General features: G+C 63.3%; 7 protein-coding genes and 1 pseudogene. 1 reads left to right on the top strand and 7 read right to left on the bottom strand.

The features are described from left to right. Nucleotides 1–30: 30 nt before the first annotated feature. Complete coding sequence (locus NKI73_RS16795) at nucleotides 31–1,569, bottom strand: trimethylamine methyltransferase family protein (RefSeq protein WP_352631542.1); 1,539 nt, start codon at nucleotides 1,567–1,569, stop codon at nucleotides 31–33. A gap of 217 nt (nucleotides 1,570–1,786) precedes the next feature. On the opposite strand from NKI73_RS16795, the gene NKI73_RS16790 reads away from it, so the two are divergent. Next, complete coding sequence (locus NKI73_RS16790; protein WP_352631541.1) at nucleotides 1,787–2,377, top strand: transglycosylase SLT domain-containing protein; 591 nt, start codon at nucleotides 1,787–1,789, stop codon at nucleotides 2,375–2,377. Between the two features lie 16 nt (nucleotides 2,378–2,393). Here the strand turns inward: NKI73_RS16790 and NKI73_RS33665 are convergent, their stop codons facing one another. From NKI73_RS33665 to NKI73_RS16765, 6 genes and pseudogenes are all read right to left on the bottom strand, one after another. Next, entirely contained in the window at nucleotides 2,394–2,780 is a 387-nt protein-coding gene (locus NKI73_RS33665) for a helix-hairpin-helix domain-containing protein (protein ID WP_502905579.1), read from the bottom strand. 84 nt (nucleotides 2,781–2,864) lie between these two features. Further along, nucleotides 2,865–5,168, bottom strand: a pseudogene (locus tag NKI73_RS16785) (dipeptide ABC transporter ATP-binding protein); the annotation flags it as partial. Nucleotides 5,169–5,234: 66 nt separating this feature from the next. Beyond that, on the bottom strand, nucleotides 5,235–6,392 hold the full coding sequence (locus tag NKI73_RS16780; protein WP_352631539.1) for an ABC transporter permease: 1,158 nt from the start codon (nucleotides 6,390–6,392) through the stop codon (nucleotides 5,235–5,237). Between the two features lie 12 nt (nucleotides 6,393–6,404). Continuing rightward, nucleotides 6,405–7,439 (bottom strand): ABC transporter permease, encoded by a 1,035-nt coding sequence (locus tag NKI73_RS16775; RefSeq protein WP_352631538.1) that lies wholly within the window; start codon nucleotides 7,437–7,439, stop codon nucleotides 6,405–6,407. A gap of 233 nt (nucleotides 7,440–7,672) precedes the next feature. Then, nucleotides 7,673–9,325, bottom strand: a complete 1,653-nt coding sequence (locus NKI73_RS16770) for an ABC transporter substrate-binding protein (protein ID WP_352631536.1) — start codon at nucleotides 9,323–9,325, stop codon at nucleotides 7,673–7,675. A gap of 266 nt (nucleotides 9,326–9,591) precedes the next feature. After that, nucleotides 9,592–13,566, bottom strand: a 3,975-nt coding sequence (locus NKI73_RS16765; protein WP_352631534.1) for a translocation/assembly module TamB domain-containing protein, incomplete at its 5' end; no start/stop codon positions are given.

The raw sequence follows: 13,566 nt of genomic DNA, 5'->3' as shown, positions 1-13,566 counted from the left end.
GATGGGTGAATGGATTCGAGGAGGGAAGCATCACGGCTCGCCCTGCCCGATCGCTTCCTTGCGCCTGGCCATGTAAGCCTCCAGCGCCTCGCGCACGGCGATGTCTATCACCGGCTCGACATAGTCCTCCAGCGCCTTCTTCCACAGCCGCGTCGCGCGTGCCGTGGCGTCGAGCCCGCCGGCCTCTTGCCAGGCCTCGTAGTTCTGCCAGTTGGACAGCATCGGCTGGTAGAAGGCGGTGGCATAGCGCTCCAGCGTGTGCGGCTCGCCGAAGAAATGGCCGCCGGTCGGCACCGCACCCAGCGCCTCGACGGCAAGCTCGGCCTCGTTGACCTCGATCGGGCGAAGGAACTCCATCATGTGCTGGATCATCTCGACATCGATGATGAGCTTCTCGAACGACGCCGTCAGCCCGCCCTCCTGCCAGCCGGCGGCATGATAGACGAGATTGCCGTGGCCGAGCACCGCGCCCCACAGCGCCATCAGCGTCTCATAAGCGCCTTGCGCGTCGGCGGCGTTGGAGGCCGAGCCCGGCGTCGTGCGATACGGCAGCCCGTAGCGCCGCGCCAGTTGCCCCGATGCGATGTTGGCCTTGGTGTTCTCCGGCGTGCCGAAGGCCGGCGCGCCGGACTTCATGTCGACATTGGAGGTGAAGGCGCCATACATGACTGGCGCGCCTGGACGCACAAGCTGCGTCAGCACGACGCCGAACAGTGCCTCGGCGTTCTGCTGCGCCAGCGCGCCGGCCAGCGTCACCGGGCTCATCGCCCCCATCAGCGTGAACGGCGTCACCGCCACCGACTGGCCGAACTCGGCCATGGTCATCAGCCCCTCGGCCATCATCTCGTCGAAGCGGCGCGGCGAGTTGACCGAGATGATGGTGGTGATGCCGGGATCGTCGCGCATCTGGTCGAGCGTCAACCCGCGCGAAATCGCCATCATCTCGATGCCGTCCAGCGCCCTGCCCCGGCCGATCGCCGAGACATGGAAACTCTTGTCGGTCAGCGTCAGATTGGTGAAGTAGGTGTCGAGATGGCGGGAGTTTGCCGGCAACTCCACCGGTGCGCAGACCTGGTTGCCGAGCATGTGGATGCAGTTGAAATGCTGCGCCAGCCGGGTCAGATCCGAATAATCGCGCAGATTGCCGGCGCGGCGGCCGCGCTCCATGTCGTGCACGTTGGGCGGCCCGGCAACGAGGGTGAAATTGATGGTGTTGCCGCCGAGATGAACCGCGCTGGCCGGGTTGCGCGGCGTCAACACATAGCTGGACTGCGTGGTCTTCAGCGCTTCTTCGACCAGGCCGCGATCGATGCGGACATTCGCTGAGGCATGATCGACTTTTGCACCGGCCTTCTCGAACAACGACAGCGCGCGCGGGCTCATCACCTCGATGCCGAAATTCTCCAATATATGCATCGACGCCTGGTGGATCGCCTCGATGTGATCCGGCGACAGCATGGCCATTGGCGGATAGGGATTTGTCACCCGCCTAAGCGGCAGTTGCGGAATGGCCGATGGCCCTCTGTTGCTGGTGCGCTCGGCGCCGCGTTTGCGTCTCGGTTCGTTCATGCCTGGCATCAAAGCTCCGGCGAACCAGGCAAGCTGTCAGAAATACGCCATTTGCGGGCGTGATTTTAGCCAAGGCGGCATTTCTGCAGCATCTGTTTAGAAAAAGCGACAAAACACGTCGATTTACTGGTATTGGATTTTTTCAAGGGACCGCGCCGGCGAGGCATTAACGAACGCTGCAAGATTCCCTTTATGATTTCGGCCTATTGCTCTGCCAATGCGTAGTTCGAGTTTTAGTAAAATTGGTGCGGTTTGCGTGCTGCTGGCACTTTCTGCCTGCGCGACGCCGCCCAACCACATCAACAATGTCTGTGCCGTCTTCGACCAGAATGACGGTTGGTTCGACAACTGGCAGTCGGCCGCCGAACGCACCCAGCAGAAATACGGCATCCCTGTTCCCGTGCTGATGGCAACGGTGCGCAAGGAGTCCGGCTTCAAGAGCAACGCCCGGCCGCCACGCACCAAGCTGCTCGGCTTCATCCCGTGGAAGCATGTCTCATCAGCCACCGGCTTCTCGCAGGCGCTGGACGGCACCTGGTCGCAATATCAGCGCGAGACCGGCAACTGGGCGGCACGGCGCACGAAATTCGCCGATGCCGTCGATTTCGTCGGCTGGTATCACTCCAAGACCGCAGACAGCTATGGCGTCGCGCGCAACGACACCTACAATCTCTACCTCGCCTATTATCTCGGCTGGACCGCCTATGGTCGCGGCAACCGGGGCGATGCCGGCGTGCAGGGCTACGCCCGGGCCACCGACAAGATGGCGCGGGACTATGCGCAGCAACTGAGCGAGTGCGGCAATTAAATAGCGCCCGTTCCGATCAGCGCGGCTTCTTGCCGAACACCTTGATGTATTCCGCCTCGCCGCCCTTGGCGAGCGCCTTGGCCTGCTTGACCCAGTCGTCGCGCTCTATGCGGCCGTGGAACTTCAGATGGTCGTCGACCCATTCGCGCTCGGCCTTCTTCCACGCCGCGACCTGCGCATAGGTGAAGATGCCGAGACCGTTCAGGGTGCGCTCGATCTTCGGGCCAACACCGGCGATCAGCTTCAAGTCGTCCGGCTTGGCAGGCCTGGCGATGCCATCCGGGCGGTTCTTGTCGACGGCACTTGCGCCGGTCAGCCGGGCTGGCTCGACCGTCCCGCTCGTCTTTGTCGCATCCTGGCTTGGCCTGGCCCGCCTTGCGGCGCGCTCGCCAAGTGGCGCCACGCGTGCACTCTCCGCCTGACGGCCGTCGCCAAGCGTTCTTGGCGTGAACGGCGCCGAGGTGGCGTTGGCATCCGTCGCGGGTGCACCGGTTTCCGAGAACTCGTCACGGACCTCGTGACGGCGGGCTTTCGAAACGGCTTCGGTCTCCTCGGCAGCCTGCCCCACCGCATCGGCTTCCGCGCTGCCCGTCTTGCCATGCGGCCGCTTGGGTGGCGTGCCGACAAAACCGGGACCATCGCCATGCGGCGCGTCTTCCGGCACGCCCTCTTGCGCGGCATGCTCCTTGTCGAACCTGATCACCGGTTCCATCTTGGCCAGCACGTCGTCGGCGAGCCAGCACAGGCTCATATGGCCGTCGCCGAGATGCTTGACCGGCGGCACCTTGGTCTCGCAGAGATTGTCGGGCACCAGCTTCTTGTAGCCGCAGCGTGTCTGGAACGGGCAACCTGTGGGGGGGTTCATCGCCGACGGAATATCGCCCTCGAGCACGATGTGCTTCTTCACCACGCTGGTGTCGGCGATCGGGATCGCCGACAGCAGCGCCTCGGTATAGGGATGATAGGGCGGCGCGAAGATCTGATCGGTCGTGCCTTGCTCGACGATATAGCCGAGATACATGACGACCACGCGGTCGGCGATGTAGCGCACGACGGACAGATCGTGGCTGATGAACAGCATCGTCGTCTTGTTCTTGCGCTGGATGTCCATCAGCAACTCGGTCACCGCCGCCTGCACCGACACATCGAGTGCCGAGACCGGCTCGTCGGCCACCACCACCTTGGCGTCGCCGGCAAAGGCACGCGCCACGCCGATGCGCTGCTTCTGGCCGCCCGAAAGCTGGCGTGGCTTGCGGGTCTCGAAGGCCCGCGGCAGCTTCACCAGGTCCAGCAATTCCAGCATGCGCTTGCGGCGGTCGGCAACCGTCTTGCCGACATTGAACTTCTCCAGCGTGCGGATGATCTGCGAACCCACCGAATGGCTGGGATTGAGCGTGTCGAACGGGTTCTGGAACACCATCTGGATCGACGATACGGTTTCGACGCTGCGGCTCTCGATGCCGGTCGACTGGATTTCCTTGTTGCCCAGCGTCACCTTGCCGGCACTTGCCGTCTCCAGCCCGAGCAGCACCTTGGCCAGCGTCGACTTTCCGCAGCCGGATTCGCCGACGATGGCAACGGTCTCGGATTCGCGCGCCATGAACGAGATCGTTTCGTTGGCCTTGACGACACGGCCTTCGCTCGAACCGAACACCTCGCTGCCGCCGACCTTGTAGTATTTCCGCAGGTCCTCGATCTTGAGCACCGGCGCGCCGGGCACGACACGCTCATTGACCTTCTTGGCGCCGGGCGGCAGCGCTTCCCAGTCGATCTCGTTGAAGCGCACGCAGCGCGAGAAATGGCCTTCATGTCCCGCGACCTCGATCATCGGGATCTCGGCGGCGTTGCAGACGCCCTCGACGAAATGGTGGCAGCGCGGGCCGAAATTGCACCCCTTGGGGCGCTCGTGTGGCAGCGGCAATTGCCCTGGGATGGAAATCAACGGCCGTGAATTCTTGTCGGCGCCGGGCAGCGGGATCGAGCGGAACAGCCCTTGCGTATAGGGATGGCGCATCCGGTCGAACACATCCTTGATCTTGCCGGTCTCAACCGCTTCGCCCGAATACATCACCGTGATGCGGTCGCAGGTTTCCAGGATCAGGCCGAGATTGTGCGAGACGAAGATCATCGAAGTGCCGAACTTTTCGCCGAGCCCCTTGACCAGGTCGACGATGCCCGCCTCCACCGTCACGTCGAGCGCCGTCGTCGGCTCGTCGAGTAACAGCAGCGCCGGCTTCGACAGCAGCGCCATGGCGATGACGATACGCTGCTGCTGGCCGCCGGAAAGCTGGTGCGGATAGGAGCGCATCATGCGCTCGGGATCGGGTAGCTTGACCGAGCGCACCATTTCGAGCGCGCGCTTATATGCCTCTTCCTTCGATACCTTGTCGTGGATCAGCGGCACTTCCATCAACTGCTGGCCGACCTTCATTGCCGGATTGAGGCTGGCCATCGGCTCCTGGTAGATCATGGCGATCTTATTGCCGCGGATGGCACGCAGCTCCTCGACGGAGAGCTCGCCCATGTCCTTGCCCTGGAATTTGATCTTGCCGCCGACGATCTTACCGATGTTGGAGAGGTCGCGCATGATGCCGAGCGACACTGTCGACTTGCCGCAGCCGGATTCTCCGACGATGCCCATCGCCTCGCCCGGCATGACCGTGCAGGAAAAATCCATGACCGCAGGGATTTCGCCCTTGCGGGTGAAGAAGGAGATCGACAGGTTCTCGATCTCGATAATCGGCCCTTTGGTTGGGGTCGGCTTGGCGGGATTTCGAACTGCCTCATTCATGGGTCGCTCCAATCCTGGTTCTTTCGGGCCTGGTTCTTCCAGGCGCATCGGGTCGAAACCCGCAGATCAGTCTTTCATCGATTGTTCGCGCAACGAGTCGGCGAGCAGGTTCAAGCCCAGCACGAACGACATCAGCGCGATCGTCGGCGGCAGCGCCGGGTGGATGAAGGAGCGCAGCAGCCGGCTGGCGTCCTTGATCGCGGTGCCCCAGTCGGGGCTTTCCGGCGCCAGGCCAAGGCCGAAGTAACCCAGCGTGCCGAGCAGGATCGTGGTGTAGCCGATGCGCAGGCAGGCATCAACGATCAGCGGCCCGCGCGCATTGGGCAGGATCTCCCACAGCATGATGTACCACGGCGATTCACCACGCGTCTGCGCCGCCGCCACATAGTCGCGCGTCTTGATGTCCATCACAAGGCCGCGCACGATGCGGAACACGCCGGGGCTGGAGGCGAACACCACCGCCACGAAGATGTTGAGCTGGTTGGGATCGATGTGCACGATCTTCAACGGATCGGCGTCGAAGACCAGGCCGGCATAGATCCAGCCGCCGAGGATCAGGGTGATGCCGAGAAGGATGTAGAGCCGATCGGGCCGGTTCTTGTAGCGCGTCCAGAACAGCACGCTGAAGAAGATGATCGGAAACAGGAAGAACACGCCGGCCATGCCATAGGGGATCGGCGTGTCCATGATGCCCGGCGTCACCAGCAGGTAGAACAGCAGGATCACCGGGAAGGCGAGCACCAAATTGGCCAGGAACGATAGCACGGTGTCGATCTTGCCGCCGTAGTAGCCCGCGGGCAGGCCCAGCGTGATGCCGACCATCAGCGCGAAGCCGGTTGCGGCAGGCGCGATGATCAGCACGATCTGGCTGCCATAGACCATGCGCGAGAACACGTCGCGCGCCAGCTTGTCGCCGCCGAACAGATAGGTCAGTCCCGATTGCGGTTCGATGGCGCCCGGCAGTACGTCCTTCATGATGGGGACCTGAGCCAGTGGATCGAACGGCGATACGGTCGCGGCGAAGATCGCCGTGAACAGCCAGAACAGGCAGATGCCGACGCCGACGATGCCGACGCCGCTATCGAACAGCTGGCCGTAGAGCGCCAGCTTCTTCTTGTAGGCGAAACTCGCACCCATGACGATGACGAGCGCGATCCAGACCGGCCAGAAGCGCGACAGCACTTCGAGAACGACGGTGAAGCCACTGATATATTGAACCGGCATCCGCTTCGCTCCCTACTGAACTCTGATACGCGGATTGAGAAACGCGTAGCCGACATCGGAAATGAGCTGCGTGATCAAGACGATGAACACCGAAACCAGCGAGCAGCCGAGCAAGAGGTCTATGTCGTTGTTGCCGGCCGCCTCGACCAGCGTGTAGCCAAAACCCTGGTAGCGGAACATCACCTCGACGATGACGACGCCGGTGAGCAGCCAGGGAAACTGCAGCATGATGACGGTGAACGGCGCGATCAGTGCGTTGCGCAACGCATGTTTGACCACCACGCTGCCGAAGGAGAGACCCTTCAACCGGGCGGTGCGGATATATTGCTGCGTCATCACCTCGACCATCGAAGCGCGCGTCATGCGGGCGATGTAGCCGATGCCGTAGATCGCCAGCGTCATCACCGGCAGCGTGAAATTATAGAAGGTGATGCCTTGGCTTGCCGAAGCCGCCGAGCCGTTCAGCCAGCCAAGCCATGAGGCGAAGATGACGGTGAAGATGACGCCCGACACATATTCGGGCGTCGCCGTCGAGGCGATGGAGGCCACCGAAAGCACGCGGTCGGTTCGCGAGCCCTCGCGCATGCCGGCGAGAATGCCGACCAGCAGCGAGATCGGCACCATCACCGCCAGCACCCAGAACATAAGGATGCCGGTGGCGCCGAGCGCCGGGAACAGTTTCGAAGCGACGGTTGCCTTGAACTTGGTCGAGCAGCCGAAATCGCCCTCGAAAACGCCTGCGAAGGTCGGCACAAGCGGATCGTTGCAGAAGGAGAAACGCTGCGCAGGCTTGCCAGTCGCCGGGTCGGTCACCGGCTGCTTGGGCACGACGCCCAGCCATTGGCCATAGCGCACGAAGAAGTTTTGCCGGTAGCCATGGTTGACCAGCCAACTCTCGAGCTGCTCGGCCGACGTGTGCATTTCGGTCTGGCTGATCGCCAGCTTCTTCAGATTGGGTTCGAGGTTGATCAGGAAGAAGACAACCATGGTCAGGCACAGCATCGTCAATGCCATGGTGCCAAGACGCCTGATAACGAAAGAAAGCATGGCGGCCCCCTGCCGATGGGTTGGGGTTTGAGCCGGCTATGAAAGCCAACCCTGCCGTGACCGGCGGGGCTGGCTATCAAACAGGCCTTCGGATGCGATCAACCCTGTTTTTGTTGCATGACCTTGCCTTGGAGTCCCGCAACTTTTTTGAGAAAGCGCGGACCAACAGGCATGGACGATGCAAACAGCAGGGGAAAGGGACGACGACGTCCCTCCCCCCCTTGTCGGTGCGATCAAGCCTGGTCGAGCCAGACCTTGCCGTAGTCGCGCTCGAAGGTCGGATGCATCTTATAGTTCTGCACCGCCTTGACCGAGTGGCTGTAGAGCTTGCGCCAGTATGGTTGGATTATGATGCCGGAATCCTGCAGGATCTGCTCGATGTCCTTCATCATTTCCTTGCGCTTGGCGGCGTCGGCAACGGCGAGCGCCGCATTGAGCTTGGCATCCCAGTCGGGATTCGCATAGGCCGTCTCGTTCCAGGCTTCGCCTGTACGATAGCCGATCGCAAGCACCTGGACGCCAAGCGGCCGCATGTTCCAGTTGGTCATGGACAGCGGATATTTGGTCCAATCGTTCCAGAACGTCGAGCCCGGCAGCACGGTGCGCTTCACCTTGAGGCCGGCGTCGCGCATCTGGGCGGCGATCGCATCGCCGGTGTTCTTGTGCCAGTCCTCGTCGACGGTGATCAGCTCGTGTTCGAAGTCGGCCTGGCCGGCTTCCGCCATCAGCGCCTTTGCCTTGGCTGGGTCGCGGGCGACCTTCGCAAGCTCATAATACTCCGGATGAATCTGACAGACATGGTGGTTTTCGGCGACCGTGCCGGCATTGCCGTAGCCAAGCTGAAGAACGACATTGTTGTCGACCGCGAGCTGCAGCGCGTTGCGCACCTTCTGGTCGCCATAAGGCTTGTTGTTGATGTTGGTGCGGCAGACGATGGTCGACGCCGTGACGATTTCCGACTTCACCAGGTCCATGCCGTCGAGGATCGACACGTAGTCGGCCGAAGTCTCGAAATTGGTGTGCACTTCACCGGCTTCGAAAGCACTGACCATGGCCGCCGGATCGGTGCCGTAGTCGATGAATTCCAGACCATCGAGGAACACTTCGCCGTCCCACCACTTGTCGTCGGTGCGGCGCTTGTAGACCACTTTCTGGCCGACATCGTAGGAGACGAGCTCGAACGGGCCGGTGCCGATCGGGCAGGCCTTGAAGTCGCCGCCCTTCTCGTCGAAGCTCTTGTGGACGATCAAGCCGGGATAGTCGCACATGTTGGGAATGAGCGCGATGTCAGGCTTGCCGAGCTTCAGCACGACCGTGTGGTCGTCAGGCATGGTCACGGCGCTTTCGTCGAGCTTGTCGTCCTTGACCAGCGAACCGAGACGACCGGGCATCGAATTGCCTTCGGCTTTCTTGTCGGCCCAACGCTTGAGGTTGAAGACGACGTCGGCGGCGGTGAAGGCATCGCCATTCGACCAGGTCACGCCCTTGCGCACATGCAGCGTGTACTGCGTGGCGTCGTCGTTCACGTCCCAGCTTTCCAGCAGATAGGGGCGGAATGTGTATTCGGGTGTGTACTTGACCAGCGGCTCGAGCGCCTGGCGCTCGGCATTGGCGATTTCCGACCAGTCGGCCTTGCGCGGATCCTTGGGATCCTTGATCCACTGGGCGATCTTCAGCGTGCCGCCCTTCTTGCCTTTTACCTCTTCGGCCTTCGCCGGCGTCGGGTCGGCGAGGCCGAGCAAGCCGTAAGCCATTGCCGTCGATGCACCGAAGACGCTGGCCATGGCCAGGAATTCGCGGCGATCCACCTTGCCTGCCTTGGCGTCTTCGGCCATGGCCAGGATGTGATCCGGAACGCGATCGCCATTACTCTTATAAATTGTCATGACTTAACTCCCATTGTTGGCTTTCCGCCTTTTAACATTCCGCATCCAGGCCATGATGTCAAAGACGGCGTGGATTGAGAACATGTTAGGGAATGTGCAACTTTGGAAAGGGAGCGGTTCGCGTGATAACGACAGTCTTGGCGCAAAATTGCTACTGCGCGACGGATTCCTCTGAAATCTCGATAGTCGATTAAACTGAGACATTTACTGGGGGCCGGACAGCGCCACCATCGAGCCGCCATGGGGCCAAAACTCCCGCCGAAGTATCAGTATTCCTTCTCGTAAAAGATGCCGCCCTTGGCTTCGCCGGCATCGTTGGCCTCGCCGCGCAGCTTGACACCGCGACCGACATTCAGGTCGATCGTCGCCTTGCCCGAGCCCGGCTTGTCGCCCTTCTGGATCGTCACATAGGTGCGGTCGTTGAGGTATTTGCCGGCCGAAACCGCCGTGCCGCCCTGGTCGTCCGTGGTGACGTCGAGATCGTCGACGCCGATGGCGCTGCGCAGGTTTTCCAGCAGCGACGTCGAGCCGCCGACACCGGCCAGTTGCCCGGCCGCCTCTGCGAGCTGGGCGATCTGCAGCGGCGACAGGTTCGACATCGAGCGGCCGAAGATCAATTGCGCCAGCACCTCGTCCTCGGGCAGCGCCGGCACCGAGGAGAAGGTGAATTTCGGATTGGTCGCCTCGCCCGACACCAGGATGGTGACGGTAGTGCTGGTCGTCGTGGTTGTCGCCGTCAGGTTGAGATAGGGCACCAGCGAGCCGGAGAAGCCGACCGTGCCTTCGGTGAAGGTCAGCCGCTTACCGAGAATCGACAGCCGGCCGCGCTGCAAGGTGAAGGTGCCGACCGCTTGCGGCGACGAGGCCGGGCCGGTCAGCTTGAGCGAGCCGCCGAGTTCGGCATCGACGCCCCTGCCCTGGATGAAGATCTGGTTCTGCGCATTGACCGTGACATCGAGGGCAAGGCCCGTGCCGCCGCCCTTGCCGCTTGTCGTCGGCGGCCGCAGCGCCTTGTCCTGCGCCCGTACCGCACCCGGCGCGTTCTTGTGCTTGACGTCGAGCGCCGCAAGCGAGCCCGGCAATTTGTCTGGAACCGTAATCACCGTCTTGGCGAGGTTGATGGTACCGGCAATTACCGGTGCGGAAGTCAGCGGTCCCCTGATCGTCAGGTCGCCGCCAAGATTGGCGGTCACCACCCTTCCGTCCGTATAGCGGCCGTCGACCAGCTTGATCGACAGGTCGGCCGGGAAACCCTGCGCCGGGGTGATGCCGACGGTGCCGCTGGCCGACAGGCTGCCGCGCGTCGACAGCGTTCCGGTCAGCCGGTTGATCCTGGCCACGCCGCCGGCAATCGAGACATCGGCGGCGAGATCGTTGACCGCGAGGCCCGAGCGCGCATCCACAAGGCGCGCGCCGGAGGTGCCGACGCTGCCGCCGATGACAGGCGATGTCGCGGGACCTCGCACCTGCACGTTGACATTGGCGGTTCCAGACAGCGACATGCCTTGCGCGGCGAGCTTCTGGCTGAGCAGGCCGAACGGCACGGCGCCATTGAAATCGAGCACCAGCGCCGGCGTACCGGCCGTCGTCACGGTGCCGCCGCCCTTGAGGCCAAGGCCGGCGCCATCGCTGACATTGGCGGTGAAGGCCAGCTTGTTGGCGGCAAAGGTGCCGGACGAGGAGACACTCACCGCCCCGAGACCAGCACCTCGGGTCTGCGATGTCTGCACACCCGCCGCGTCGATGTTGAAGGCGACCGCAGGGCTCGCCGGTGCACCCGTCACCTTCACCGTGCCCGAAATCGAGCCGGCGGCGTCGAGGCCGGCCGAGAAACTGTTCGCAAGCGACATCGGCACCCGCGCCAGCGTCGCATTGATGTCGAGCGCCGTGCCGACCTTGCCGGTCACCGTCGCCGTGCCGCCGCCAAGGTTGAGCACGAGACGGTCCAGCGTCGTCGCGCCATTGGCAATGCTGACGGTCGAGGCCTGGGCGATGGCCGCCTTGATGCCCTGGACTGTCGCCTGGCCGGACGCAAGCTCGATGGTCGTCGTGCCGTTGGCCACTTTCACCCGGCCAGCGGCCCGCGCCGGAATGCCCTTGACGGTTGCGCCGCCGGAAAAGCCGGTCCAGTCGCCGTCGCGCTTCAAGTCGACATCGATGCCGCTGATCACGGTGCCGCCTGACGTGACGGTGTCGGCGCGGATTTTTCCGGAGATCACGGGTACTGCCAGATAGTTGGCGACCAGGGCATCGATAGAGACAGCTTTCGCCTGAAGGTCGCCCCGCGTAACCGACGCTGTCGTCGCCTTGATCGCGACCTGCGGTGCGGTGCCGTTCTTCGAGAAAGCAATCGTGCCGCGCACGTCGCCTTCGGCCTTTTCCAGCGCCAGCGCCGCCAGCGGGCCGATATCGGGCAGGTCGAGCGCAATCGTGCCGGCCGGCACGAACTTCTCATCCAGCGCCAGATCGCCGGAAATCCTGTTCTTGCCGAGCGACAGCAGCAGGCCGTTGATGGCGCTTTTGCCGTCCGCCGTCGCCAGCACCGCGCTGCCTTGCAGTGCCTGGCCGGCGACATTGCCGGTCAATTGCACATTTGCCGCCGGGTTGGCGGCATCGGCCTTGCCGGTAGCGGTCAGCTTCAGCCCGGTGATCTCGCGCGCCGCCACCAGCAGCCGGTCGCTGTCGACCGTCAGCGACAGATCCGGCGCGGTCGCTGGTCCCTGTGCGTTCAACGCAAAAGCGATGGCGCCCTTGGCGTCTTTCGACAGCAGCGAGATGTCGCTCAGCGCGCCCTTGATGTCGGCGGCCACCTTATTGTCGGCAAGGCTGGCTTGCCCCTGCGCGGCCAGCGCGCCCGAGGTCAGCTTCAATCCGCCTATATCGATACTGCCATTGGGGTCGCGCTTCAGCGTGGCGCTGATCTGCGCGCGTTCACCAAGCATGCCGCGCACCGCCGCCGGCAAGGCCGATGATGGGGCATCCGCCGTCAGATTGAGGTCCATGGCGCCGTCGCGCAGCGACACTTGGCCCGCTACCTGGCTGTTCAGCGCATCGCTCTTGAGCGAGCCGCTGTCGATGGCGACCGCGTCGGCTGTCAAGCGGCCGCTGAGCGCTGCCGTGACCTTGCCGGCGATCAGAGGTGCGATCACGAGATTGTCGAGACCGACCTTGTCCACCGACACCGTGCCGGAAACCGGTCCTGCGCGGTTCTTGAGATCGAATGCATCCGAATGCAATGCCAAGACAAGCCCATCCACCTTCGCCGGGCTGGTGGTGATCGAGGGTAGGATCGCAGACACATCCAGACGGGCCCGCGTGCTCTCGCCCGCCACCTTTGCCGACAAGGACTGGATCTCGACCTTGACCGGGCTCTCGGCGCTGCCGACCGTCAGAGGCAGGCTGGGGCCGGATGAGATGAGATCCAACACGAAATCGCTGGCGCCGTTCGGGTTGAGGGTTCCGGCCGCCTTGCCGGAAATCTTGTCGCCGGAAAGCGTCGCATGATCGAGCACAACGCCGCCGGCCATGGTGTAGCTGCCGGCCGCATCGACAGCGAGCGGCCCGAGCCCGGCCTGGCGGGTCTGGCTGGTTTCGATGCCAGCCAGTTGCGCGTTGAAATGGACGTCGGGAGCGGCCGGCGATCCGCTCACTTGCGCCGTGCCGCCGAGCGTGCCCACCGCATCGAGGCCGGGCGAAAAATCATTGACCAGTGCTGCCGGCAGTGCCGAGAATTGCGCCGCGAGATTGAGCGTCTGGCCAGCGGTACCGGACAAGGTCACCGAGCCGCCACCGACATCGAGTGCCAGTCTTTCGATGCTGGTCGTGCCGTTGGCGATGCTCAACGTCGAAGCTTGAGCGATTGCCGCCTTGATGCCGTGAACCGTGGCCTCGCCTGAGGCGATCTCGATGCTGGTCGTGCCATCGGCGATCTTCACCCGGCCGGCAGCGGTTGCCGGAATGCCCGAAATGGTAGCGCCGCCGGTGAAATTGGTCCAGTCGCCATCGCGCTTCAGGTCGACGGCGATGCCGCCGATTTCCGTGGTTCCCGAGGTGACGCTGTCGGCCTTGATCGAACCTGCGATCGCCGGCGCCTTGAGATAGTTGGCGATCAGCGCATTGACGGCGATGGCCTTGGCCGTCACCTCGCCGCGCGCCCTAGCCGGGCTAATAGCGTCCAACGCGCCCGAGGGGGCCGCGCCATCCGTTGCAAAACCGAAGGTGGCCGAGCTGTCCGCCCGTAA

This window comes from Mesorhizobium sp. M0496 (assembly GCF_040321205.1).
GTDB lineage: Bacteria > Pseudomonadota > Alphaproteobacteria > Rhizobiales > Rhizobiaceae > Mesorhizobium.
This window is presented reverse-complemented; position numbering and strand designations above follow the sequence as displayed.

Bases quoted from the DNA above. Each gene is read 5' to 3' on its own strand.
- NKI73_RS16780 (WP_352631539.1), bottom strand. From the start codon at position 6,392: ATGCCGGTTCAATATATCAGTGGCTTCACCGTCGTTCTCGAAGTGCTG.
- NKI73_RS16775 (WP_352631538.1), bottom strand. From the start codon at position 7,439: ATGCTTTCTTTCGTTATCAGGCGTCTTGGCACCATGGCATTGACGATG.
- NKI73_RS16790 (WP_352631541.1), top strand. From the start codon at position 1,787: ATGCGTAGTTCGAGTTTTAGTAAAATTGGTGCGGTTTGCGTGCTGCTG.
- NKI73_RS16770 (WP_352631536.1), bottom strand. From the start codon at position 9,325: ATGACAATTTATAAGAGTAATGGCGATCGCGTTCCGGATCACATCCTG.
- NKI73_RS16795 (WP_352631542.1), bottom strand. From the start codon at position 1,569: ATGAACGAACCGAGACGCAAACGCGGCGCCGAGCGCACCAGCAACAGA.